20 protein-coding genes and 4 pseudogenes are annotated in these 25,027 nt (G+C 45.8%); 6 read left to right on the forward strand and 18 right to left on the reverse strand.

Annotated features, from left to right (window positions below):
- Positions 1–10: 10 nt before the first annotated feature.
- From L1889_RS14050 to L1889_RS18885, 5 genes and pseudogenes are all read right to left on the reverse strand, one after another.
- Positions 11–1,524 (reverse strand): annotated as a pseudogene (locus tag L1889_RS14050) (gamma-glutamyltransferase family protein).
- A 28-nt stretch (positions 1,525–1,552) separates the two neighbouring features.
- On the reverse strand, positions 1,553–3,067 hold the full coding sequence (locus L1889_RS14060; protein WP_238665626.1) for a tripartite tricarboxylate transporter permease: 1,515 nt from the start codon (positions 3,065–3,067) through the stop codon (positions 1,553–1,555).
- Positions 3,068–3,077: 10 nt separating this feature from the next.
- On the reverse strand, positions 3,078–3,557 hold the full coding sequence (locus L1889_RS14065; RefSeq protein WP_238665627.1) for a tripartite tricarboxylate transporter TctB family protein: 480 nt from the start codon (positions 3,555–3,557) through the stop codon (positions 3,078–3,080).
- Complete coding sequence (locus tag L1889_RS14070) at positions 3,554–4,537, reverse strand: tripartite tricarboxylate transporter substrate binding protein (RefSeq protein WP_238665628.1); 984 nt, start codon at positions 4,535–4,537, stop codon at positions 3,554–3,556. Before L1889_RS14070 ends, L1889_RS14065 begins: the two co-directional genes overlap by 4 nt.
- A gap of 216 nt (positions 4,538–4,753) precedes the next feature.
- Positions 4,754–5,920, reverse strand: a complete 1,167-nt coding sequence (locus L1889_RS18885; protein WP_238665629.1) for a M24 family metallopeptidase — start codon at positions 5,918–5,920, stop codon at positions 4,754–4,756.
- Between the two features lie 284 nt (positions 5,921–6,204).
- On the opposite strand from L1889_RS18885, the gene L1889_RS14080 reads away from it, so the two are divergent.
- Positions 6,205–6,933 carry a GntR family transcriptional regulator gene (locus L1889_RS14080; protein WP_238665630.1) on the forward strand — a complete coding sequence of 243 codons (729 nt, stop codon included), beginning with the start codon at positions 6,205–6,207 and terminating at the stop codon, positions 6,931–6,933.
- A complete protein-coding gene (locus tag L1889_RS14085; protein WP_238665631.1) occupies positions 6,930–8,168 on the forward strand; it encodes an aminotransferase class I/II-fold pyridoxal phosphate-dependent enzyme in 1,239 nt (412 codons plus the stop codon). Before L1889_RS14080 ends, L1889_RS14085 begins: the two co-directional genes overlap by 4 nt.
- Positions 8,169–8,233: 65 nt before the next feature.
- Here L1889_RS14085 and L1889_RS14090 read toward each other — a convergent pair whose 3' ends face one another.
- From L1889_RS14090 to L1889_RS14145, 12 genes and pseudogenes are all read right to left on the reverse strand, one after another.
- The gene (locus tag L1889_RS14090) at positions 8,234–8,455 is read right to left on the reverse strand and encodes a YgdI/YgdR family lipoprotein (protein WP_238665632.1); all 222 of its coding nucleotides are present in this window, start codon (positions 8,453–8,455) and stop codon (positions 8,234–8,236) included.
- A gap of 88 nt (positions 8,456–8,543) precedes the next feature.
- Positions 8,544–9,725 (reverse strand): porin, encoded by a 1,182-nt coding sequence (locus L1889_RS14095; protein WP_238665633.1) that lies wholly within the window; start codon positions 9,723–9,725, stop codon positions 8,544–8,546.
- Positions 9,726–9,999: 274 nt separating this feature from the next.
- Entirely contained in the window at positions 10,000–10,923 is a 924-nt protein-coding gene (locus L1889_RS14100; protein WP_238665947.1) for an ornithine cyclodeaminase family protein, read from the reverse strand.
- Between the two features lie 77 nt (positions 10,924–11,000).
- Positions 11,001–11,912: a 5-dehydro-4-deoxyglucarate dehydratase gene (gene kdgD, locus L1889_RS14105; RefSeq protein WP_238665634.1), complete on the reverse strand. Its 912-nt coding sequence runs from the start codon at positions 11,910–11,912 to the stop codon at positions 11,001–11,003.
- Between the two features lie 155 nt (positions 11,913–12,067).
- Positions 12,068–12,271: a hypothetical protein gene (locus L1889_RS18890; protein WP_308217646.1), complete on the reverse strand. Its 204-nt coding sequence runs from the start codon at positions 12,269–12,271 to the stop codon at positions 12,068–12,070.
- Entirely contained in the window at positions 12,262–13,725 is a 1,464-nt protein-coding gene (locus L1889_RS14110) for a hydantoinase B/oxoprolinase family protein (protein WP_308217647.1), read from the reverse strand. Before L1889_RS14110 ends, L1889_RS18890 begins: the two co-directional genes overlap by 10 nt.
- A gap of 10 nt (positions 13,726–13,735) precedes the next feature.
- Positions 13,736–15,829 (reverse strand): hydantoinase/oxoprolinase family protein, encoded by a 2,094-nt coding sequence (locus L1889_RS14115; protein ID WP_238665635.1) that lies wholly within the window; start codon positions 15,827–15,829, stop codon positions 13,736–13,738.
- A 32-nt stretch (positions 15,830–15,861) separates the two neighbouring features.
- Positions 15,862–16,662 (reverse strand): 3-ketoacyl-ACP reductase, encoded by an 801-nt coding sequence (locus L1889_RS14120; RefSeq protein ID WP_238665636.1) that lies wholly within the window; start codon positions 16,660–16,662, stop codon positions 15,862–15,864.
- An 18-nt stretch (positions 16,663–16,680) separates the two neighbouring features.
- Positions 16,681–17,960: pseudogene (locus tag L1889_RS19265) on the reverse strand (TRAP transporter large permease).
- Complete coding sequence (locus L1889_RS14135) at positions 17,948–18,481, reverse strand: TRAP transporter small permease (RefSeq protein ID WP_238665638.1); 534 nt, start codon at positions 18,479–18,481, stop codon at positions 17,948–17,950. Before L1889_RS14135 ends, L1889_RS19265 begins: the two are co-directional and overlap by 13 nt.
- Positions 18,482–18,538: 57 nt before the next feature.
- Positions 18,539–19,555, reverse strand: coding sequence for a TRAP transporter substrate-binding protein (locus L1889_RS14140; protein WP_238665639.1), 1,017 nt, complete (start codon positions 19,553–19,555; stop codon positions 18,539–18,541).
- Positions 19,556–19,611: 56 nt separating this feature from the next.
- Positions 19,612–21,040: pseudogene (locus L1889_RS14145) on the reverse strand (aldehyde dehydrogenase family protein).
- A gap of 169 nt (positions 21,041–21,209) precedes the next feature.
- On the opposite strand from L1889_RS14145, the gene L1889_RS14150 reads away from it, so the two are divergent.
- The 4 genes from L1889_RS14150 to L1889_RS14165 all read left to right on the forward strand — a co-directional run bounded on the left by L1889_RS14150 (position 21,210) and on the right by L1889_RS14165 (position 24,719).
- Entirely contained in the window at positions 21,210–22,061 is an 852-nt protein-coding gene (locus L1889_RS14150) for an NAD-dependent epimerase/dehydratase family protein (RefSeq protein ID WP_308217648.1), read from the forward strand.
- Between the two features lie 29 nt (positions 22,062–22,090).
- Positions 22,091–22,990 (forward strand): SMP-30/gluconolactonase/LRE family protein, encoded by a 900-nt coding sequence (locus L1889_RS14155; protein ID WP_308217682.1) that lies wholly within the window; start codon positions 22,091–22,093, stop codon positions 22,988–22,990.
- 626 nt (positions 22,991–23,616) lie between these two features.
- The gene (locus tag L1889_RS19270; protein WP_372871767.1) at positions 23,617–23,910 is read left to right on the forward strand and encodes an EamA family transporter; all 294 of its coding nucleotides are present in this window, start codon (positions 23,617–23,619) and stop codon (positions 23,908–23,910) included.
- Positions 23,911–23,975: 65 nt separating this feature from the next.
- Positions 23,976–24,719, forward strand: a complete 744-nt coding sequence (locus L1889_RS14165) for a FadR/GntR family transcriptional regulator (protein ID WP_238665642.1) — start codon at positions 23,976–23,978, stop codon at positions 24,717–24,719.
- 26 nt (positions 24,720–24,745) lie between these two features.
- Here L1889_RS14165 and L1889_RS14170 read toward each other — a convergent pair.
- Positions 24,746–24,925, reverse strand: a pseudogene (locus tag L1889_RS14170) (GTP-binding protein); the annotation flags it as partial.
- Between the last annotated feature and the right edge of the window lie 102 nt (positions 24,926–25,027).

Raw genomic sequence — 25,027 nt, forward strand, 5'->3', positions numbered from 1 at the left:
TGATTTATAGCTATCGCTTGAGCCCCCCCATAAGATCAGTCCAGTCCTCCATTACTTGCATTGCATGGCCTCGCTGAGATAGCTCCTTGATCAATGAGGCAGAAAAACGCCCCTCTATGGCAACCTCCATGCCTTCAAGGCTGCGCCATCTTGGGGCATCGATAGCGCGCTGCACATCAAAACCATGATCCAAAATATAACTAATCACTTGTAGGTTGGTTTGCGTTTGACCATAATCGCCTGGGGTACCTAAGGCTAAAACAGGTTTGTTATCCTTAAGCACCATAGGAGCCAATAGTGTATGGGCCGTACGCTTGGCAGCGGCCACACAGTTAATATGCTCTAAGTCATTCGAGAAACCAGATAGACGATTATTCATCACGAAGCCAGTGCCCGGCGCTATCCAGCAGGAGCCAAACTCATTAAAGACACTTTGAATCCACGAGACTACATTGCCTTCTTTATCGGCGATGGTTAAATAAGTAGTGTGGCTCAACAATGCACCTATCTCGCCCGGTACATAAGAGGCGGCCTGACTTAGTGATAAATCTGAAGCGCGCTGTTTAATATAAGCAGAGTCTAATAACTGTTCAGGTTTAATCTCGCAGTGCCCGGGATCACTTAAATAAGCACTTAAATCGCTAAAAGAAGCCTTTTTAGCTTCAATCATTAAATGAATCCAATCAGCAGAGTCCCAGCCCGTAACAGGGACTCTGCTTGCTTCCATCAAAGCCAGCTGTTGCAGCAATAGTGTTCCCATAGTAGGGGGCTGCTGTACGGCTATTTGATAACCCCTGTAATGACCTAAGACAGTCGCTTCAATATAGGATTGATGCTGCTCTAGATCATCCATGGACAATAATCCACCATGTCTTTCGAGTGCGCTAATAATACGCTCACCTAATTCACCTGTGTACATTACCTGTACACCCTGATTGGCAATAAGCTCCAAGCTGTACGCGAGATCTGGCAGGCGTAAAATCTCACCCGCCTGTGGCCAGCGACCATTAATTTGATAAGTATTAATGGTGTTTTCGCATTGTTTTAGTAAACTATCTTTTCTTTGAAACGCTCCTGCCACCCGTGCGGACACCACAAAACCATCTCGCGCATAGGAAATCGCCGGAGCTAACAGCTCTTTCAAACTAAATGAGCAATGTCTCTCCACGACCTCCCCCAGGCATGAACAATGCCTGGCACAGTGGGACTCAAGGCCCCGTAAGTGGGTATACCGTTCTTAAATTGTCCTGGATCTAGACGTTGTGCAGATTTTCCAGAAGCATTTAAACCTTCTAGCTTCCCTGTTTGGTGATCATAATAAGTATAAAAGGCATCACCGCCCACACCACTCGCTGCGGGGTCCACTACACACAACACAGCAGAGGCGGTAATAGCCGCATCCATGGCGCTGCCCCCTTGTTGCAAGATAGCTAAAGCAGCTTGACTTGCTAGAGGGTGCCCGGTAGCAACCATACCGTTAGCAGCATAAATAACGGGACGAGTGAGCTGAGAGTTATACGACATTAAACGTTGTCTCCTAAATTTGTTGAGATCACGCTGAACCACCAGGAAGCTGCTGTAGGCTTACTGATCGTCTAGAGAATGATTTATAGATAAAGAAAAGAAAAAAACAAATTGTCAGAAGTGACATACCTAAAACGATAGGCCGATGAAATATTTCTATAACTCCCCCGCTTGGGTACATTTCCAGGGTACGTATTAGAGATTCTTCAAGCATAGGACCTAGCACTAACGTCAAAATTAAAGGTGCCACAGGGAAATCGAGTTTTTTCATCCAATAACCAAAACAGCCTGCACCCAACAGTAAACAAACCCCAAAAATTCCGTTATATTCAGAGTAAGAACCTATTATCATTAATACAATAATTATGGTGTAGAGAATAGACGGCGGAATTTTTAGAATAGAGACCCACATTCTGATTAAAGGTAGGTTCCAAATTAACAGAAGAATATTACCTACGAAAAAACTGGCAATAATTGTCCACACCAAAGTAGGATTATCTCTGAATAACAAAGGACCCGGAACGATACCATTAACTAGGAAGGCTCCTAAAATCAATGCAATGGTAGGAGTAGTAGGAATACCCATCGTTAATAACGGTATTAATGTAGCCTGAGCATGCGAGTTATTAGCGGCCTCTGGAGCAGCCACTCCCTCTACCGCTCCCTTACCAAAGCGCTCAGGGTTTTTAGCGATACTTTTTTCAGAAGAGTAAGCTATGAATGACGAAATTGAAGGCATCATTCCCGGGATTAAACCTAGAAAAAACCCTATACCTGAACCACGAGCGATAGGAGCTATTACCGACCTCCACTCGCTCTTCGAAGGCATTAACTTACCTATTTTCAGTACCTCTTGCTTTTTAGCCCGATGCTCTAATTGAACAAAGATATCAGCTAAACCAAACAACCCCATAACGATAGGTACAAAAGATAGACCTTCAAAGAGTTCAGGAACTCCGAATGTAAAGCGTGGATAAGCTTGTGTAGGATCTAAGCCAACAGTTCCTAAGGTTAGTCCAAAAATACCCATTATTAATGTTTTTATCATCGAAGCGCCTGACAAACCCATCAATAAAGATAAAGAAAAAACCAACAAAGCTAACTGTTCAGGTGGCCCAAATTTAAAAGCAAAGCCTGCTACTATAGGTGCGGCGATAACCAAGGCTATCGTGGCGATTAAACCTCCAGTTGCCGAAGAAATGGCAGCCACAAAAAGTGCGGGGCCTGCCCTGCCTTCTTTAGCTAAAGGATGACCATCAAAACACGTAATAGCACTTGTAGCTTCTCCAGGTACGTTAAGTAAAACTGCAGTAATTGTTCCCCTGAATAGACTGCCATAATAAATGGCAATCAACATAATGATGGCTCCCGTCGTATCTAAAGCAAAAGAAAATGGAAGCAATAGGGCCACGGCTGCAGCTGGACCTAATCCAGGTAAAACTCCTACTAACATGCCCAAACCAGTTCCAGCTAAGGCATATAGTAAGTTCGAATATTGCAGCGCATTACTGAAACCATGCATTAATAAAGAAATAGACTCCATACCTAACTCCCTAACCTAACCAGGCTATATTCATGGAAGGTAAAGGAACACCTAAGGCCTTCTGGAAAATCAACACGCACAGTAGACTGGTAGTTAAGGCTATTCCTCCTATAAGCAGGAAGTGATGCTTGCCTAACACATACATACTGACAGCCACTATAATGAAAGAAGTTAAAGCGAAACCTAAAGTCTCCATGCAAAAAATAGCAAACAAATATAAAACAATTACGATGCCAATTCTCAGATAAGAGGCCTTACCTAATTTTTGCTGCATATCCGCATCACCGGCGCAAAATTTAAATAACCACACTACACTTAGTATCAGAAGCGCGCCGCCCAGAACTAAAGGAAATAACCCTGGACCAGGCCCTGCAGTAGAATAAATACTCCATTGAAGTGCAGAATAAATAATGTATGAGGAGTACAACAATAACCCTACAGCTGAGGCATACTTAAGATGAAAATTCGGTTTGAGTTCTTGGCTCATCATTTAACATCCGCTGTAGTTAGCTTTACCAGATCTTTATCAAGCTGTTCCCAGAATTCACTCGTCTCGGTAGAGTTCATCCATCGCAATTGAGTTCCTAAATCCGCTAACCTTTTTCCTATGTCAGCATCTTTTATTACTTGCTCTAATGCTTGCTCAACTATGGCGACTTTTTCTTTGTCTACCCCTTCTTGAAAGGCCAATGTACGAGTAGTAAATTGATTTAGAGTTAGGCCTTGAGAAGCAAAAGTAGGCACATTTGGCAAAAGCTTGCTGGGTTCATCGCTCATAATTCCCAGCACTCTCACATCTTCGGTTTTATATTGCCCCATATAGTTAGAAGGTGTTGAGGACAAAGCATCAATATGGCCACCAATTAGTGCTGTGACCCCAGTTGTCCCTCCACTAAAATAAACAGGAGCAAACTTAACGTCTGCTACTTTTTCTAGCTGCAGCAAGTCAATGTGTGCATTCGTATTTCGGCCAGCATTTCCTACCCGGATGTTTCCCGGATTTTTTTTCGCTGCCTTTATCACATCTGCTACTGACTGATAAGGGCTGTCTTTTGCTACCACTAAAGACCCGAACTCAATAGCATAGGTGCCCACCGGTACAAAACTTGCACGTTTGTAAGGAGCTTTACGCTCAGGCAACAGATACGTCATATTCGTACTGGGTAAAGCTGTAGCACATAAGGTATAGCCATCCGGGCGCGCTAAAGAGCAGCGGATTAAACCTGCTTGTGATCCACCTCCAGGCAAGTTTTCAATATCCACAGGTATACCTAGCGCCTCTTCCAAACCACGTTGGATGAAACGCATACTAAGATCCACCCCTCCCCCCGCATCCCAAGGCACAATCACCTTCAATCGTTTGTTGGGTTCTGGATAGGCGGCTTTAGCCCCGACTAAGGGCAGGCTTAAGCCAACTCCTAATCCTAGGCATAGCAGGCCCTTCGGTAGTTTCCATAGTGATGTTTTCACTGGACAGTCTCCTCACAGTAATTATTATGGTTGTGCTTCTTATGTGTGTTGATCTAAAGCTATTAGTTATAAAAGAGCTAACTCGACACTTTTTTATCGCTAATAGTCATAGATACTGAAGCAAGAATTATGAAAAAATAGTTTCACTTAATGTTTGTGACACTTACTTTCCCCTTTACAGTAATTAGCCTTATGAATTCCTCATTACTAAAGTGGTTATTTAATAAATAACTTACGCTCCATGCCGGTCAATATCTCCACGCCTGTTTCAGTTACTCGTACGGTTTCGCTGCAACCTACGGCGAAACGATGGGGTTGACGCAACGCTGGCACAATATGAAATACCATATTCGGCTCTAGCACCGTGCTATCTCCTTGTTTCAGAGAGATAATCTCGGCTTCCATCCACGTCACTGGAAAACCAATACCGACGGAATAGCCTGCCCGCTTGCCTGCACTTAATCCATACTGTCGATAAACATCACTAACGGCTTTTTCAATATCACCGCCTGTTCGTCCCGGAGCCACAGTTTTTAAAGCGGCCTCAAGTCCGTTAACACATGCCTCTGCCCATTTTTCTACTTCCGAAGAAGGCGCACCAATAAAGGCTGACCGCATTAAGGGTGCAGAGTAGCGGTTATATGAAGCACTCATTTCTAATAGAACCGCATCACCCCGCTGCATAATACGGCGCTTGAATGTGGTGTGAGGTATTCCAGATCGTGTACCCGAGTTAACGGTGGGCTCCCGAGCCATGTATTCACTCCCTTGACGATACATAGTGGAAACCGCCGCAGCGGCTATCTCATTTTCGCTACGTCCCTCTCCTATCTGGTCAAGGGCGGCCTGCATGCCCGCTACCGTCATTCTGCCGGTTTCTCTTATGTAATCAATTTCTCTTGAGCTTTTTACGCGACGGCATTTCTCTACCAAGCCAGAAGCATCCATTAGGTCTGCATCCGTTAAATGCTGCTGCATAAGCATGAATTGCCTTGCAGAAACTGCTAAAGCAGACTGCTCTAAGCCGATGGATCCCTTGGTTAAGCCATGCTCCAGTAAAGACTGAATTGTTACTTCCACAGGGTCGTCAACATCTTCCCACACGGTAAAATTCGTGATCCAGCTACTTGCTTGTGCCATCAGTAGCTCTAAGCGGCGTACCACCAAATAAGGCTCACCTTGTGAAGGGATCACCAAGCAGTGAAAATTAGCTAATCCTGTGGTTTGATGCCCAATTAAGTAGAAAATGTTGGCGAAAGATTGCACTAATAAAGTGTCGATTTCGGCCTGGGCCATATTAGCTCGTACCTGCTTTAGTCTGCTTTGGTACTCTTCATCCTTAAACGTACGCTCTGTAGTAGTTGTTAATTTTTCGTTGCTCACGTGCCCTCCAGTGCTGACCCCTTGAGGGATCTACAAATATATTCCCAGTTCAAAATGGATCCAAAAATGCGTGATTTCTGAAAATATAGAGTATCCAAAAAGAAAGGTCAACGCTTATAAGCAAGTAAATACATAGGGTTTACATCTACTAGGGGCTTTTGAATATGAGTCCACTTGCCTTATTGGATCCAATAAGCAATAATCCTCGTACTACTAAGTAAACCTTATTTATAGGCGGACTCAATTTATGATTCGGTGTTATTAACTTTTAGCTTGAGGTAGTTGTGAATACGACGAACCAACTTTCTCCCACTCCTTCCACTAAATGTGAATGGGCTATTGAAACCCTACGTAGTTGGATATCCACAGGGCGCTTAGCTCCTGGACAGAGGATTGATCAGGTCTGGCTAGCTAACGAGCTCAATATCAGTCGCATGCCTCTACGGCAAGCATTAGTACAGCTCACAGCGGACGGCCTCTTAACTAGCCGGGGATCACACAGTAGCGTAATTGTTACTCCGCTCTCCACCACTATGTTGATAGATATCTACGCTAGCCGGTGTGCTCTGGAAAGTATGCTTGGGGAAGTCGCTACAACAAAAATCGATGAAGCTGGTATTCAAACTATTCAGCACCTCATCGAAGATCAAGAGTCTGCTGTAGAAGCAAAAGACATAGAAAAATATGTCAGCTTGGATCGACAGTTTCACACTATTTTTTATAGTTATTCAGGGTATGAGCACGCTTGTAGTTTAGTAGATCGTTTACGCAACCTTAGCGATAGATACGTTCATTTCTACGCTCAAGATCGACATACTAACGTCCACAAATCCATACTCGAGCACTACAGAATGGTCCGTCATATTAAAGAAAGACAGGCCGTTCGCGTTCGTGAACTGATTGAAATGCATATAAATGATGGTTGCCTCACCCTCTTAAATATTGTCGAGGAGCAACAGCTTAGTGATAAATCCCATTCATCTCCTAAATACAAAAAAGGAAACCCATCATGAGTGAGTTAGGTAGCGTCACCCATACCACGGAGCGAATTCATCGTTTAGAGTTACCCGAGCATCAAGAAAAGCTAGGAAAAAGCCTAAGAGCGGCAGAGCGCGAGTTAGAGCAAAACACCTGGAAACATACCTCGTTAATTGATCTGACCTATGCTGATACCAGACGCTTTCCAGCGCCTGACTGGGCTATTAAAGTCTTTACAGAAGCTACTCAAGGCGGTGGCTCATATACATATACGTCGTATCGGGGAGACCGTGCAGTGCGTGAAACGCTGCATCCTCATTTATCAAGGTTTTTGGGCTTAGAGTTTGATCCCGGCACCGAGCTTATGCTGACCCCAGGCACTCAAGGGGCTCTTTATACTGCCTTAGCTTCATTGGTACAGCCTGGGGATAAGGTCGCAGTTATGGATCCTGACTACTTAACGAATCATCGTATGATGCGTTATTTTGGAGCCGAAGTTACTACAATCCCTTTACTGTGGCGCAACAAAGAGACCATTAGTGTAGATATAGACAAACTTGAAGAAACCTTCCAAAAAGGGGCAAAAGTATTTCTATTCTCTAACCCTAACAACCCTACAGGCATAATTCATGGACCTGAAACGGTTAAAGCCATTGCGCAGCTGGCCCAAAAGTACAATGTCTTCATAATTGCCGATGAATTATATTCTCGTCTAATCTACGACAATCGTCCTTTTTTACATATAGCCACTCTAGAAGGGATGAAAGAACGAACATTAACTGTTTTGGGCCCATCAAAAACAGAGTCTATGAGTGGTTATAGGTTAGGCGTAGCCGTTGGCCCGGCCTTCTTAATAGATCGTATGGAAGATGTGCAAAGTGTAGCCGCTCTACGTGCGCCTGCTTATGCTCAGCATCTATTAAAGCATTGGTTATCAGATGACGAGGCGTTGATTAGTGCACGCATTCAAGAATATCAGGCGTTACGGGACACGGGCGTCGATCGACTGCGACAGTCAGGGCTAGTCGATGTCATTACTCCCGGTGGTACTTCTTATATGTATCCTCGAATTACAGCTTTTGAAGCCTCTGATCAAGAGGTCGCCCTACGCTTGCAAAATGATGCCGGAGTAATTGTTAACCCTGGTTATCAGTCTGGATTAGGCGGAACCGGCCATTTCCGTATCTGTTTTGCTCAGGATGAGAAAGTGTGGGATCAGGCACTAACTGGCATTATTGACACTTTAAAAGTCATGCAGAAAGAGCGTTAAGACCACCCGTCTCTTCCTATATAAAGCTGTCCCAGTGCTCCACTGGAACAGCTTTTTTGAAGCCCCTATTTAACCTCTTCCATTCTTCGTACCTCGTCTTTATTCACCCTTACTTCTTTACCGTCTTTCTCATAGGTAATAAAGTCATCTTTGTCGTTAACCTGCGGCCTGTCAGGACTCGTTACCGTTTGACCATCAGTCGTCGTGATTTCTGTAGGCGTAGAGCACCCTACTAACAAACCCCCTGCTGTCAATACTGCCACGGCCATAGATGCTTTTAGACTCATGCCTTTACTCCTTCTGTTTAATGACATATTCAGAGTAACAAGCACGCTCCTTAAAAACTGTAATAGTGGAGCTCTATTTATTTCCGCATCAGAACTTATGATTGAAGGCGACATTTAGCTGAGTGGCGCGCGCATCAGGCAGGAAAGTCTGATGACGGGCGTACCCTGCATAGACATACACCATGGTGCGTTTGGATAAGTCATAGTTGTAGCCGAGTGAATATACCTGCTGGCGTTTCGCCGTTGCATTTGCTCCAGTGATGCTTTCCGGAAGGTTTCGAGGATCTGCCATGGTCCAGCCTAGCGAGAAACGGCCGCCGGCTAGCGGTATCGTGGCGCCAAGCGAATAGGAGTTAATACGCAGGCCTGGCAAGGCCGCAAAAGATGGCAGCGCGGAACTGACATGATTTATCCCGAAAACGTGAGTTGCAAATAAGCCATCTCGAGTCTGGCCAACGCCCATAAACACTTTGACGACGTCGAAGCTATAACTGGCAGCAGCTGCCCAGGCACTTACGCGTGTTTTCTCTACATCAGGGCTGGCGCCACCGCCCACGCGCGTGTTGATATGCAACTGGTCATAGATCAGCGCGGCACTTAACGGGCCTTGGTTGTAGCGTAGCCCCGTTGTCACGGCGCGGATATTATCGTCCTTGGTATTGGTTCCATCAGGCTGCCGGGCATCCCAATGCTGCTCGCCGTTAATGTTAAATGAATACCCGATACCGAACTGTACGCCATGTATCGTGGGCGTCTGATACTGGATTTGATTGTCATAGCGGACCGTGTTGGCGACGCTGAACGTGGAGCCAAAACCGACAATGCCGCTACCACTACCCAAGGGATGGGCCATACTGAAGTACTCGGTTGCCATGTTGTTTTTCAAGCCCAGATCGATCTGACCCCAGTTGTCGTCGGACAAACCTAGTGTCGCCTGGCGTCCAAACAGACGCCCTCCTTGCGTAGCTTGGCCGGTTCGCACGTCAAAGCCGTTTTCCAGCATAAAGTTAGCGCGCAGGCCGTTGCCTAGGTCTTCAGTCCCTCGTAGCCCCCAGCGGTTGCCAAAATGGACACCGTTGTTCAAGCCTATGCGTGAGACTTTAAACCTTGTGGCGTCTGTGCGGTTCTGGCTATAGCTGCTGTTGCCCTTATTCTGGTCATAGCCTATGCCAGTGTCGATCACTCCGTACAAGGTCACTGTGGCATGGCTTAACGAGCTAGCCATTAGTAAAAGCAAAGACGCTGCTGTGGGGATGATTTTTATTCTCAAGTCCTCTCTCCTTATTTCTTATTTAATGCCGTAAAAAGTTGGCTTTCTGTAAAACACAATTTTTCATCGTTGTCTCCTGCTAAAAACATCGCGAAAGAATCTATTTATGACTACCAATATTTCCACGATGATAGATACGTTTAGATTTTTCTCATTTTATTTAGTTACAATGTCGTTAAAAATAGAATCCTTTTTTATTCCTGCTCTAGTAAATAAATAAGCAAGGCTATACAACAGCTTGTCTTTAACCCATTCCTGGCAACATTGTTTTAGCTCATGTATTCGCCTCTGACATTGACCTCTTCTGCTGCAATACTAGAGCTGCTGCTGCAATGTCAGTTAGGGCAATACCAACCGCCTTATAAACAATGATGTCCGAACTATTAAAGCTTATAGCCGGTTTTTGAATCGTATCTGCTAGAGCCTCAAGTTTGCTTAGCAGACTCTTCTGATCAGGAAACAATACCAAATCCCCAGTATCTTTTAAGGTCTGCTCGGGCCATTCAACAATAACTTTAGCCGCACGCTCAATCACTTTTTCATCAATTTCTTGAGCATGTGACAGGCATGACCCAATTGCGGCCACAAAGCTGCCTGCTTGTAAATGATCACCATCAAAAACGGGCTCTAGTGAACGAGTGGCAGTCACTACAATTTGACTCTTTAATACTGCAGTCTCAGCACTGACATGCTCAATTTCCACCTGCAAGTCAAACAGCTTCTGTTTCACTTCATTCGTAGAAAGATAAGGATCACATACATAGACCCTCTGAATCGGGAAAGCCGCCACAAACTGCCTGATATGCTCAAGCCCAAGAGGGCCAAGTCCGAAAACACCAAGCGTATGGGCTTGGGGGTTCGCATAGCGTCTTGCCGCAATCAAACTGCTGGCCGCAGTTCGAATAGGAGTCATCTCGTTTGACTCTAAGGTGGCAACAGCTCCACCCGTTTTGGTGCTGAATAATACGACTCTAAAACACAGTTTTCCCATGTAAGAGCTATATAGCTTGCTTCCAGCATATCCGAGCTCAGGGATGACTGCCCCCATTGAAACCAACCTAAACCCATCCACCTCGGTTCTGAACCTGGGCTGCATTGCCACATGTCCCTGCTGCCAGGATAAGTAAGCCGTTTCTAATACTTGTTCCAACTGCTGTGGAACCAATAACTGCCTAACCTCAGCATTGTCGATATACATCACGGGTGCTCTCCTACATCTAGAGGCATCCTTTCAAGCCACTATGAAGTAGCCTGAAAGGGCGTCCACACTTTAGTTTATTGAGTACCCTGCTTAGTAATTAGCTCCGACAGCATTTCCTCTTCTTCGCCGCTTAACTCAAGCAAAGGAGCTCGTACTGGACCAGCGCCATGCCCGACCAAACGAGCACCTGCTTTTACAATACTCACACCGTAGCCTTCTCCCCGATTGCGAATTTTCACGTACGGCAAATAGAAGTCGTCCAACAAGCGATTCATTGTTTCTGTATCACCGGTAGAAACCGCTGTGTAAAACTCCATCGCCGTGCGGGGGACAAAGTTAAAGGCAGCTGAAGAATACACTGGTACACCTAAAGCTCTATACGCAGCGGCATACACCTCAGCGGTAGGCAAACCGCCAAGATAAGTCAAGCGATCACCTAAACGGCGCCGTACACCTGACATCAGCTCAATTTTGCCGATACCGTCCTTAAACCCGATCAGATTACTGTTACGGTCGGCCAGGAACTCCATATGATCAGCGTTAAGTTCACATACGTTCCGGTTATAGACCACTACACCAATGGTCAGGGCCTGACAAACTTGATGCACATGCTGCGCCACGCCATCCTGACTGGCTTCAGTCAAATAGTGCGGCATTAGCATCACACCGGCAGCACCACATTCCTGCGCAATCTCCCCCATCTGAATCGCTTGGCGAGTATTGCCACCGATACCTGCCAAGATTGGCACCTTACCCTTGCACGTATCTACCGCTGTACGTATCACATCTGCATACTCATCCATAGACAAAGAGAAGCCTTCACCAGTGCCTCCTGCAGCAAATAACGCACTAGCTCCATAAGGTGCTAACCACTCTAAGCGCTCAATATAAGAATTACGATTGAACTCCAAATTTTCATCAAAGTCCGTCACTGGAAAAGACAGCAAACCGGAAGACAAAACCGTTTTTAGCTCCTGAGGGCTCATAACAACTCCTGAATCAATTAAATACGCTCGCCCCAACTCATATGTCATCTTATGACTTTGGCTACATTTATGACTTAAATTGTGAGCCACTGAGTTACTAGGGATTTGCTAAATAAACTTGAAAACCGCACTCGGTTTTCAAGGTCTAAACCAACTTAAACGTCAATACCGTATACGCCGCGGGCGGCATCTAGAGAGATGTAGCCATTACGAACATCATTCATCACTTTTGCACGATCCCGCTCTTCAACATCACCATAGCCACCACCACCAGGCAATGTCAGCCTCACCCTCTGACCTTCCGGCACCTGGACTCGTGAGCCTTTGCCTTGAAGAACCGTTCCATCACTTAACTGCACACTACCTTCTGAACCTTTCCCCCTTGCTCGCGGCCAAGTGCGGGATTTAAGATTCGATCAAACATGGCATTAAACGCCATGGTGTAACCTTCTGCTGCAGAGATCTCTACCACTTGCCCCAGGCCCCCACGACATTTCCCAGCTCCGCCCGAGTCCGGCCGCAACTCTTTGCGCCATACCACAATTGGTCCGACCTGCTCAGTTGCCTCCACTGGCATAGTATGAATGCCACTTGGAAACGCGGTCGCATTTAAGCCGTCATACTCTGGCCTGGCACCGCCTCCGCCACTATTGAACATAAGAATCTGACTTGAGTCTTTCTTGCCCTGTCCATTGTGTTTAGCGTCCACACCAATTTGAATATTCCAGGTTGTACCAGCGCCTTCTGCCGGAATACGATTTGGCAAAAACTGATGTAAAGCGCCTAGCACCACATCGGGAATGAAGTGCCCCAATACGTGGCGCACGGCCACAGGACTAGGGTGCTGAGCGTTTAAAATGCAACCTTCCGGCGCCACAGCGTCAAACGGTGCCAAGGACGCCGCATTGTTAGGAATCTCAGGGGCAATCGCACATTTCAAGCCATAGCAAGAATATGCTTTGGTATAAATCAACGGCACATTAATGCCATACTCACTTACGCCTGACGTGCCTTCGTAGTCGGCTACGACGCGATCCTCCCCTATAGTTAACTTTACGCGCATCGTAATTTGCTTCTCGTAGCCATCTACACGCATCTCATTACTAAAGCTGCCTTTAGGAAGTTCAGCGATTTTCGCCAATGTAGCAATACGGCTATTCTCTAAGATGTACTCGCCAAGCTCGTCCAAGTTCTCTAGCTTAAACTCGCTCATCATTTCTTGAAGACGGCGATCCCCAATTTCATTGCATGCTGCCAAGGCATAAATATCGCCTACGACCTGATCTGCCTCACGTACGTTGTTACGAACGATATTAATCAGATCGCGATTGACCTCTCCCTTAATGGCAAAACGCATAATGGGTATAAATAGACCCTCTTCGTACACCTCGCGACCATCGGGTCCAAAGCCTCTACCGCCGATATCCACCACATGGGCCGTGCACGCAAAAAAACCTATCAGTTTTTGCTTACGAAACACAGGAGATACCACGGTAATATCATGCAAATGTCCCGTTCCTTTCCACGGGTCATTCGTAATATAGACGTCTCCCTCGGCCATAGACTCTACACCCAAGGCGCGCATAAAGTGCCCTACCGCTTCCGCCATCGCATTTACATGACCGGGAGTCCCCGTAACGGCCTGTGCCAACATGCGCCCTTGTTCATCAAAAACACCAGCAGACAGATCGCCCGCTTCGCGAACGCTGGTGCTAAATGCTGTGCGTATTAAAGTTAGGGCTTGCTCTTCAACCACCGAAATAAGGCGGTTCCACATAACTTGACTATGAATATGATTCGATTTGACTGACATCGTGACCACCTTATTTAGCTTGCTTATCAATTTCAACAAAGAGGCAAAGATCTGTCTGTACTGTCGCAATAAACGTAGAGGGAATCATCGTGGCGGTTTCCCGCTCAACAATAATGGCAGGCCCTGTTACCTGATCCCCTACGTTAAGGCGATCACGGTTATAAATTCCAGACTCGACAAACTTTTCTAATTTGGACTCAAATACCAAACGGCTTCCTTCGGAAACAGCTAGCTGAGTTTGCTCAACCTTTTTGATTTTCTTCACTTCAGCAGGAGAGCTGGATGCACGTACGGACCAGCTTACAATCTCCACATCCAGGCCATCAATGGCTCGACCAAAGAAGCGCACATACGCTTTCTCAAACTCATTTTTAAGGAATGCACTATCTTCTTGGGCAAAGTCCCTTACAGGCACCTGGACTGGGATTTCCCAACCTTGCCCTGCATAGCGCATATAGGCCACTCGCTCTAAGACAGGGTCCACGTTCTTCAACCCTTGTCGCGCAAAACTAGTAGCTTCTTGCTCCATGGAAGCGAGCAACTGGTTCACTTTATCAGCAGCGAAGACAGTCAGTTTCATAAATCCGCTACGCGCAGACTCGAAACCAAATGGTGCTCGTAAAAATCCTAGTGCCGATCCGACCCCTGCGCCATAAGGTACAAGGAAGGCATCAATAGCCATTTTTTCGCATAAACGCGCGGCATGCACCGGCCCTGCCCCGCCAAATGTGATCATGGTAAAGCCGCCAAGATCATAGCCACTCTCTACGGCGTGCACGCGTCCGGCGTTCGCCATATTTTCATCAACCACTTCAACAATCCCGTAAGCAGCAGAAGTCTCTGACAAGCCTAACGGGTCAGCAATGTCTTTCTTGATCGCGCGCTTAGCCAGCTCGGCGTCAAGCTTCATTTGCCCACCTGCAAAGTAATCGGGATCTAGCTTGCCTAACACAACGTTGGCATCGGTTACTGTGGGGCTTTCACCGCCACGTTGATAACATGCTGGTCCCGGTTCTGAACCCGCACTGCGCGGACCAACACGAATTTGATTCATGCCATCCACACTCGCAATGGAGCCACCACCCGCTCCTATCTCAACCATTTCAACTACAGGTATGGAAATAGGCATGCCACTGCCTTTCTTGAAACGATAAGTTCTGGCAACTTCAAAAATCTTCGCAGTCTTAGGTGCGTAGTTTTCTATTAGACAAACCTTGGCCGTCGTACCACCCATATCAAACGACAAGACCGACTCTAAACCATAACGCTCAGCAATATAGGCGGCGAAAATAGCACCACCAGCAGGCCCAGACTCTACAAGCCGCACTGGAAACTCAGCAGCTGTTTCTACGGAAATGATGCCTCCACCCGAATGCATCATAAACACATCGCATACAGCGCCTTGGCCTTTTAGCTCTTGAACCAGGCGGGAAAGGTAGGACTTGATCAACGGTTTGACATAAGCATTCGCACATACGGTGTTAAAACGCTCGTACTCCCGAATTTGCGGAGACACCTCTGAAGAAATCGAGACACTTAACTGCGGCAATCGTGCTTGGAGTGCATCCCTGACTTGCTGCTCGTGCTTGCCATTCGCATAGCTATGCAAAAAACCAATGGCAACACTTTCATAGCCTTTTTTCTCAATCTCACTAATTAATGTTTCAATATCTTCAGGACTTGGCGCAATTAATGTCTTGCCATGCGCATCCATACGTTCTCTCAAAACATAGCGATGCTCGCGGTCAATTAAGGCAGGTGGCAGAACAATATTGAGGTCATATTGCTCGAAACGATTTTCCGTTCGCATTTCAATGACATCCCGGAATCCTTCCGTGGTAATTAACGCTGTGGGAACACCTCGGCGTTCAATCAGTGCATTTGTTGCCAAGGTAGTACCGTGAATAATCACGTCAATATCACCAAACGTACAACCCGCCTGCTCCAGTATCTGGTTTAACCCAGCCAGAATCGCACGTTCAGGAGCACTGTAATCAGTCAGCACTTTAGTCGTAAAAAGTGCGGCACCTACTTCCAGGGCTACATCTGTAAAGGTTCCACCAATATCGACGCCTACGCGCACCAATTTTTTGTCTAAGCTCATCTATGGTCTCCACCATGTCAAAAATGTATTCTTTATAAGCGCGGGATAGTCAAACCACCGTCCGCCTGGATTACGGTCCCTGTAGCGAACGCAAATTTTCCACTCGCCAGGCTGATAGCGATATCCGCCATGTCTTCACCCTCTCCCCATCGCCCGATAGGAACAAGACCTTCGGCTATTAACTTGTCATAGCGAGCCTCTACTGGCTTCGTCATACCGCTATGCGTAATCCCCGGGCGCAAATCAAAAACAGGGATATTGGCATCAGCTAAACGTAAAGCCAATAACTTGGTTAACATCCCTAAGGCCGATTTTGACAGGCAATACTCCGCCCGCTCCGTAGAAGCCACGTCGACGCTAATCGATGACACATTAATAATCGAGCGCGGATGGCTTATCTGCTTTTGTTGCAACATCTGTGTCATTACTTTTTGGGTAAGGAAAAAAGTGCCCCGCACATTAATATCCATTACAGCGTCAAAGGCTTCTGGCGTTAGTTCCAGCATGTCAGCCCTGCGGGGAGCTCCTACGCCCGCATTGTTAATTAAGCAGTGGATATCCCCTAATTCTTCTTCGATTTGATGCACCCATCGCTCGTGAGCCTGAACATCAGCCAGATCACCGTGAATTTCACAAACCTTTCCAGCACCCGCCGCTAATAGCTCAGCCTTTAAATTACCTAACACTTCGGGGGCCACCCGATCCATCACAGCCAGGTTTGCACCTAACTGCGAAAAAGCCAGCGCCACCGCTTTTCCGATGGTTCCCGCTGCCCCGGTAATAAATACTGTTTGCCCTAAATGCGGATTAAGCGGTTGATGGGTAATACTCATGTCAAAAACTCTCAATATTTAATGGAATAGAGCTGGGAGCCAAAGTGAAAACCACGGAATATACGCCACGATCAATAACACCATTAAGCTCGCCAGATAATATGGCCAGATAGTTTTTAAAACCTCTCCTACCCCTACCTTCCCAATGGCACAGCCCACAAACAACAAGGTTCCAACAGGTGGGGTATACAAACCAATGCCTGCGGCAAGAATCATTACGATCCCGAAATGAACTGGATCAATGCCAAAATTTATCGCTACAGGTAAAAATATTGGAGTACAAATAATGACCATAGGAGACAAGTCCATAAAAGTCCCCAACAAGAGCAAAGCAATTAAAATCAGTGCCATCACTACATACGGGCTTTCAGAAACAAGACTCATACCCCCAATTACCATATTAGGAATTTGTAAAAAAGCCATAAACCAACCAAAAGCCGCAGCTGCTGCAATAATGAATAACACCATTGCTGTTGTTCGGGCAGCAGCGCTAACGGCCTCAATCAGTATGCGAAATGAAGAACCTTTATAAATTACGAGCATTACGCAAAAAACATACAAAACCGCAATGCAAGAACTCTCAGTCGGCGTAAAAATACCAAACCTTACGCCACCAAAAATCACGAAAATCAAGACGATTGCAGGAATCGCTGCAATTAATGCCTGGAAGATAAACCAAAAACCAGCAAAAGGTTCTGCCGGGTACCCTTTTTTATGGCTTGTATATAAGCAGTAACTAATAAGGCGAGAGCCAGTAACAAGCCTGGAATAATACCAGCGGTAAACAGATCAGCAATAGATATGCCGCCACCACCAGCGATCGCATACAAAATTAAATTGGGAGAAGGTGGAATCATTAGTGCAATAACAGCACTACTAATAGTGACGTTCACCGCATAGCTTCGTGCATACCCTCTTTTCACCATCTGAGGGACCATAATTCCGCCAATTGCCGAAGCGTCTGCAATAGGTGATCCTGAGATGCCACTCAGGAATACGGACGACATGATATTGACCTGCCCTAATCCTCCTCGCATATGCCCTACCAAACTACTTGCGAAGTTAATCATTTTGTCCGCTACACCACCGCGCATCATTAGCTCACCGGCAAAGATAAAGAGCGGTATAGCAATCATGGAGAAAGAGCTAACGCCCTCACTCATTTGCTGAAAAACGATTAATGGAGGCAAACCCATATATAAAGCTGTGCTTAGAGCCGATATTCCTAAAGCAAAGGCGACTGGAATGCCCATCACCATTAAAAGCAGAAAAACACCGAACAAAATCAATTGTTCCATGAAATGTTCTCCTCTTTATTTTGGAGCTCTTCAACTAACTTCTCTAAACTAAAAATAAAAATTAGTACGCCACCAACGATTAAGGGGAAATAATGCGCACCTTGAGGAAGAAAACTTCCTGGCATGATTACATTCCACGTACCAATAACCAAGTCCATACCAAAGAATGCCATACCGAAACCGAATATCGCTACAAGCAAATGCCCAAAAGCAGAGATCCATCGCCGTAGCTTTGGTGGCATTAGAATCAACCCCACCACAAAACCCAAATGATCCCTATGTCTTACCCCAGCTCCGGCACCAACGAGTACAAACCACCCCATTAATAAAACTGATGTGCTCTCGCTCCAGCTAGGTGAGTCATTCAACACATAACGTGCAAATACCTGCCATCCAATAATGACAGTCATCACGAGCAACGACACACGAGAAATCCATCGAGCCACCGCATTAATTATTTCCAAGCCCTGCAGCAACTTACACTTTTGCTTTATATCTGCACTGCTAGTCATCGCATTCATACTTGTACCCTCAAGGGGCATTTGCATCCTTTTAGATGCAAATGCATCGAACACTCGTTACTCGACAGCTTGAATACGATCAAAGATGGCTTTTAAACGCTCATTTTTTAACGCCTTTTCTTGCACTGGAGCTACTGCTGCTATGAACGGAGCTTTATCCACCACAGTAACGACCGCTCCTTTTTCACGCACAATCCTCTCTGATTCTTTTTCCCGCTCATCCCAAAGCTCGCGCATTTTGAACTTTGCCTCGTCGGCTGCTTGAAATACCGCCTCTTTCTGTGAGTCACTTAACTTGTCAAAGGTTCTCTTTGATATCACCAAGGTTTCCGGCAACATTAAATGCTCAGTCAATGAATAGTACTTAGCCACCTCAACGTGATTGGTAGACTCATACGTTGGCCAGCTTTGCTCGGTACCATCAATCACCCCGGTCTGCAAGCCTGAGTACATTTCATTGAATCCCATGGGAACGGCATTAGCTCCTAATGCGTTCACCATATCTAGAAATATATCTGAAGGCTGTACCCTGATTTTTAGGCCTTTTAAATCCTCTAAGTTATGAACCTCACGCTTAGAGTTATAAATATTTCGCGTACCAGCATCAAAGAAAGTAAGGCCGATCAAACCGTGTGGTTCAAGCGCTTCCAGCATTTCTTTACCAATAGGCCCGTCTACCACATTGCGCATATGCTCAACAGATCGAAAGGTATATGGTAAAGATAGAACCAACGTTTCTTCTACAAGATTGTTTACCTCACCCAGCGTAATTCGGTTCATATCAATCACACCGAAACGGGTTTGCTCAATCGTTGCCTTTTCATTACCCAACTGACCAGAGGCAAATACTTTAATATCCAGTTCACCATCTGTGAGCTCTTTTAGGCGATCGCTCATGAATTCAACGGCCATTACTGTTGGATAGGTATTAGGGTGTACATCTGCTGATCGCAAAGTTTTAGCGTTTACGGCAAAACTTCCTGCCACTAAAAAATTGCTCAATAGAAAAACTGCTGTCCATTTTTTAGTTATTCCAGCAGCTACGGCCTGAGGTTTTTTCTGTTTAATTTTCATCGCTGTCTCCTTAACCTTGATTTTTATTTGCCTGGTTTTTTACTATAAATATAGTCTTAAGCTACATAAGCTGTTTTCACAACGGTATAGAATTCTCTTGCATAATTTGCTTGTTCGCGGGGGCCATATGACGATCCCTTGCGCCCCCCAAAAGGCACGTGATAATCAACACCTGCAGTCGGCAGATTAACCATCACCATGCCTACCTGAGAATGTTGCTTAAAATGCTGCGCATACTTTAAAGACTGGGTAGCAATACCAGCGGCTAACCCAAAGGGTGTGTCATTTGCCATTGCCAGGGCTTCGTCATAGTCTTGCACTTTAAGCAAGCTGGCTATGGGACCGAAAATCTCTTCTTTGCAAATACGCATTTCTGGCTCGCACTCTACAAATAATCCAGGACGCTGATAAAAGCCTTTCGTACCCAACTCCAAAGCTTCACCTCCATGAAGCGTCGCTCCTTCCTGCACTCCTATTCGCGCATACTCTAAGTTACTTAATAGCTGAGCTTCTGATACGACCGGGCCAATCTGCGTAGTTGAATCCAATGCATCCCCTACACGCAGTGCGAGCATTTTTTTAATAGTTTTTCTTTAAATTCATCATATATACCCTCTGTCACGATCAAACGGCTCGACGCCGTGCAGCGCTGCCCAGTTGAAAAATAGGCGCTTTGCAGACTGAGCTCTACCGCTTGCTCTAAATCAGCATCATCTAGCACCACTTGCGGATTTTTACCCCCATCTCCAGCTGCACTTTTGCTTGTCGACTTACGCAGCGCACTGCAATTTCACGCCCCACCCCAACAGAGCCAGTAAAGCTAACCGCATCAACCTCTGCTGATTCGACAATAGCGCTGCCTACTTCGCGCCCTTTCCCCATAACAAGATTAAAGACACCAGCGGGTAAACCAGCTTCCGCAATAATCTTGGCCAATTCCCATGCACATCCGGGTGTAAGATCTGCCGGTTTGAATACAACGCAATTACCATATGCCAAAGCAGGAGCGATTTTCCAGGCAGGTATAGCAATAGGAAAATTCCAAGGTGTAATCAGACCAATTACACCGACCGGCTCTCGCACCACCTCTACGTTCACGCCGGGCCGCACAGATGGAAGGATAGAACCCGTTAAGCGTAAACACTCGCCTGCAAAATATTTAAAAATATTTCCTGCTCGTGTTACTTCACCGACGGCCTCGACCAACACTTTCCCTTCTTCCTGGGCAAGCAATCGACCCAGTTCACCACTACGTCCTAATATCTCACTGCCTATTTTGTCCAGCGCATCAGCCCTTTTCTGAATCGAGCTAACCGCCCAACCTGGAAAAGCCTTTCTTGCTGCTTGAGTCGCATCTTGAACCTGTCCTGCAGTAGCTTGTGCATACTCCCCGATTACAACTGATACATCAGAAGGGCTAGTGTTTTGCTTATATTCTGTACCGGTAATCCACTCACCGTTGATGTAGTTATCAAAACGCTTCATTATCTTCCTTTACACATGACGGGAGGCTGCTGGCCAACAAGATGCAGTTAACTTAGATGTCATCATACAACTTGATAAGTAAAAGCAAACCTAGGGTTAACACCATAATAAGAGCACTAACAACGGTGTAGACTCAAATAAACACCATTTTCCACCGTTTTAGTAGTAAATGGATGACAAAAACAAATACAGTCATACGACAACTAACGACATGGCAAACCTACACACTATTCAGAAGACTTCGCCTATTCACACCTTATTGCTCACTGGTGCTGCAGGAAGTCTAGGAAAAGCATTACGACCGCGCTTAGCCAATATTTGCACTCGGTTACGGCTCAGCGATGTCACTCCTATCCATAACTTAACAAATGATGAAGAGTTTATTGCCTGCGATTTAAGTCAAACAGCAGCTGTTCTGCACTTATGCGAAGGGGTAGACGCTATTCTGCATTTCGGTGGCATCTCACTTGAAGGTCCCTTTGAGCCCATTCTGCAGGCAAATATATTGGGATCCTACAATGTGTACGAGGCCGCCCGCCAACATGGCATTACACGTATTATTTTTGCCAGCTCAAATCACGTAACGGGCTTCTACCCTCAAGATGAAACCGTGAGTATTCACTCTCAACGACGGCCTGATGGTTTTTATGGAATATCTAAAGCCTTTACTGAGGATTTAGCCAATTATTATTATGATCGCTGGGGAATTGAAAGCTTATGCATTCGTATTGGTTCGAGTTTTCCTCAACCTAAAGATCATCGTATGCTGTCTACTTGGTTAAGCTATGACGACTTAACACAACTAATACATGCAGGCCTAACAACACCCAATATCGGCTGTCAGCTTATCTATGGCGTTTCGGCCAATACACCTCGCTGGTGGTCCACGGAAGGGACCGAAAAAATTCCTTTTCACCCCCTGAGTAGTACTGACTCTTTCAAAGCTGAAATAGCAACTCAGCCATTGCCTCCCCCGGGCACCCCCAACGGCGATACCAAGGAGGTGGTTTTACTGCCTTAGGCCCCTATGACTCACCCAAACCAGGTGCCATTAACGCCGAAGTTGCAGTCACTAGCCCAACTCAGCTTGGAGAAAGCCCAATATGGGTCAATCGTGATGGATGTGTATATTGGGTGGACATTAGTGCAAATAGAATCCATGCATATAACCCTGCCACTCATACACATACGTCATGGGAAACGACGGAGCCCATTGTCGCTCTTTTTCCTGACTATAAACGGCAATGGCTTGTTTGTGGCAAAAAGGGTATCTATCGAACCCAACTAACTTGGGGTGCCACACAGGCTCAACTGCTATTATTGGCTCCCTTCGACACCCCCATCTCGTCGATGCGTTTAAATGACGCAGCCATGGATGCCAAAGGGCGTATTTGGGTGACGTCTGTGGAAGAGAACTTACTTCTCAGCCCTGACAATCCGGCAAACGGCTCTTTATTATGTTGGGATCCACTCGCCCCGTCCCAGTTGCACACTCATGTTCGCGGTTTAAAAGTAGGCAACGGACTTGCTTTCAATCTTGATCAAACAAAGCTCTATCTTTCCGACTCTCACCCAAGTTGTAAAACCATTCATACCTACGACTTTGCGTTGGAAGCAGGGATCCTTACCGGACGCACCTTATTTGCCACCCTAAAAGAAGGTCAAGGCCGTCCTGATGGTGCCGCAATCGACGAGTTAGACGGCTACTGGATATGTGGCATAGATGCCGGAGTAATACATCGGTTTACTCCAAATGGCGTATTAGAACGTTCTGTATATGTACCGACTCCCACACCTACCAAACTCTGTTTCGGCAATTATGACTTAGGCACGCTATATGTCACTCATCTTCAAAAAGAAGGTGAAAAAGCGAGCTCTGTCGCGCTATTCAAACTTGATCCCGGTGTCAAAGGCACTTTTCCAATGCCTCATTCAACAGGGCCGCTATGACCCCCGAGCAATCCGCTTTTTTCCTCGCCATATTTCGATTGCTATCATCTTATGCCTCGGCAGCGGTTTTGCAGCAAATCACGTTGCGGCACGAGTTGCGTTCGATAATGGAACAGGCTTATTGACTGCAATTTTTTTCCGTGCCAGCCTTAGCTTTCTCACATTGGCTTTTCTATTGGCACTGCAAAAACGATCTCTACACATACCCAAGAAGCTGCGTCCATGGCAAGTTGTCTTAGGAGCTCTGATTACCTTGCAAAGCTTGTGTGTGTTCTCCGCAGTGGCTAGGCTCCCTGTCGCTATTGCGTTGTTGGTGGCCAACGTATTTCCAATCTTACTGGCGTTGATGACTTGGGGGTTAGGAGGAAAAAACCAACAAAACAATCTATGTTGATTATGGGCGCAATATTGATGGGCTTGGTTTGGGTTTTAGATGTGCCCTCTTGGCTGGCAAAAGACAGCCTACTAGACTATCACTGGTTTGTAGGCATCGGCTTTGCTTTTGGCGCAGCCTGCTGCTTTGCGACCGCATTATGGATCACCGAACATAAGCTGGTCTCACTAGCCGGACCGGTACGCAGTATTTATACTATTGGCATCGTTTTAATTTTAATTTTATTTCTGTCATCAACCTCGGTAATCGAAGGAGGGATGGAGCTCCCCTTAACGCTAAAGGCTGGTCAGCCCTTGTGCTCGTTGGGCTTCTCTATACCTGTTCTTTCATTGGTTTATTCGTGTTTGCGCCTAAACTCAACATGGCCACTAACTCTCCTGCCATGAACATAGAACCCGTAGCTTCCCTTTTTCTTGGTTGGATTTTTCTTGAACAAATATTCGGATTTAATCAGATTTTCGGCGGAGCAATTGTATTAACAGGTATTTTTTCTCTCGCCTATTTAAATACAACCAACAAAAAATAGAAAATTTATTTAACCTAAATCACTAAATAAAACCTATTTTTCTAATACTTATTATGGTTTTAGCAATGATGAATCAAACCACACCTCCACCATCGCGCCGCAGGACCCAGAGCCTTACCCAAGAGGTAATTCAAGAGCTCACTGAGTTAATTCAAAGCAGAAAACTAGCACGAGGTGATAAGTTACCCACTGAGTCTGAACTCATTGAGACAATGAAAGTCAGCCGTACTGTCATACGAGAAGCTATTTCACACCTTCAAGCTTCCGGGTTGGTTGAAACACGGCATGGTATCGGCTCCTTTGTGCTAGAGCCGAACTCTACTCTTAATTTTCACATTAGCCCTGACTCACTGGAAACCTTGCATGACATCATTCACGTCATGGAGCTACGTCAAAGCCTTGAGTCAGCAGCAGCAAGTATTGCGGCTTTACGCCGCACAACTGCTGATCTGGAGATAATGCAAAAAACGTTAGATGATTTTCAGAGTGCATTAGAAGCCAAAGAAAATACGGCAGACATTGATTTTCAATTTCATTTGGCTATTGCTAATGCAACCAAAAACAAATACTTTACAAAATTCATGTCTTATTTGGGACAAGCCGTTATCCCTAGGACTCGCATTAAAATTCAAAATAACAGCCAAGATGTCATTCAACAATATTTAAACCGTGTTCATCAAGAGCATATAGAGATTTTTCGAGCCATAGACAATCAAAACCCTTTATTAGCCAGTAGCGCTATGCAAATGCATCTCAGTAATAGTGTGCATAGGCTAAAAAACAGCTTACCAAATGATCAGGATAGCTAGTATCTGCTGAGAATTTAAAGCCTCGATCAATGATGCTCAACAAATAATTGCTGAAACTGCTCTTTAATTTTATCGGAAGGTAAATCCCGCCCAATTACAACCAAAACGCTCTGGCGTAGTTCGATAGCTTGCCAAGCAGAGCCATAATCAAAGCCCACCACTTTATGAGCTCCCTGAACAATCAAGGCTGCTGTGAGCCCTGGATAGCTAACCCTCCCTTATCACGCAGCATATCGTTACCATGCTCATTGTCTAACGACACCTATTGCGTCAAGGTCGGTCTCTCCCGCCTGCAACAGGTACGACCG

This window comes from Paenalcaligenes niemegkensis (assembly GCF_022230885.1).
GTDB classification, from domain to species: domain Bacteria; phylum Pseudomonadota; class Gammaproteobacteria; order Burkholderiales; family Burkholderiaceae_B; genus Paenalcaligenes; species Paenalcaligenes niemegkensis.

Excerpts from the sequence above, each read along its gene's own strand:
- L1889_RS14060 (WP_238665626.1), bottom strand. The coding sequence starts at position 3,067 with ATGGAGTCTATTTCTTTATTAATGCATGGTTTCAGTAATGCGCTGCAA.
- L1889_RS14065 (WP_238665627.1), bottom strand. The coding sequence starts at position 3,557 with ATGATGAGCCAAGAACTCAAACCGAATTTTCATCTTAAGTATGCCTCA.
- L1889_RS14085 (WP_238665631.1), top strand. The coding sequence starts at position 6,930 with ATGAGTGAGTTAGGTAGCGTCACCCATACCACGGAGCGAATTCATCGT.
- L1889_RS14090 (WP_238665632.1), bottom strand. The coding sequence starts at position 8,455 with ATGAGTCTAAAAGCATCTATGGCCGTGGCAGTATTGACAGCAGGGGGT.
- L1889_RS14100 (WP_238665947.1), bottom strand. The coding sequence starts at position 10,923 with ATGTATATCGACAATGCTGAGGTTAGGCAGTTATTGGTTCCACAGCAG.
- kdgD (WP_238665634.1), bottom strand. The coding sequence starts at position 11,912 with ATGAGCCCTCAGGAGCTAAAAACGGTTTTGTCTTCCGGTTTGCTGTCT.
- L1889_RS14110 (WP_308217647.1), bottom strand. The coding sequence starts at position 13,725 with ATGTCAGTCAAATCGAATCATATTCATAGTCAAGTTATGTGGAACCGC.
- L1889_RS14115 (WP_238665635.1), bottom strand. The coding sequence starts at position 15,829 with ATGAGCTTAGACAAAAAATTGGTGCGCGTAGGCGTCGATATTGGTGGA.
- L1889_RS14120 (WP_238665636.1), bottom strand. The coding sequence starts at position 16,662 with ATGAGTATTACCCATCAACCGCTTAATCCGCATTTAGGGCAAACAGTA.
- L1889_RS14135 (WP_238665638.1), bottom strand. The coding sequence starts at position 18,481 with ATGAATGCGATGACTAGCAGTGCAGATATAAAGCAAAAGTGTAAGTTG.
- L1889_RS14140 (WP_238665639.1), bottom strand. The coding sequence starts at position 19,555 with ATGAAAATTAAACAGAAAAAACCTCAGGCCGTAGCTGCTGGAATAACT.
- L1889_RS14150 (WP_308217648.1), top strand. The coding sequence starts at position 21,210 with ATGGATGACAAAAACAAATACAGTCATACGACAACTAACGACATGGCA.
- L1889_RS14165 (WP_238665642.1), top strand. The coding sequence starts at position 23,976 with ATGATGAATCAAACCACACCTCCACCATCGCGCCGCAGGACCCAGAGC.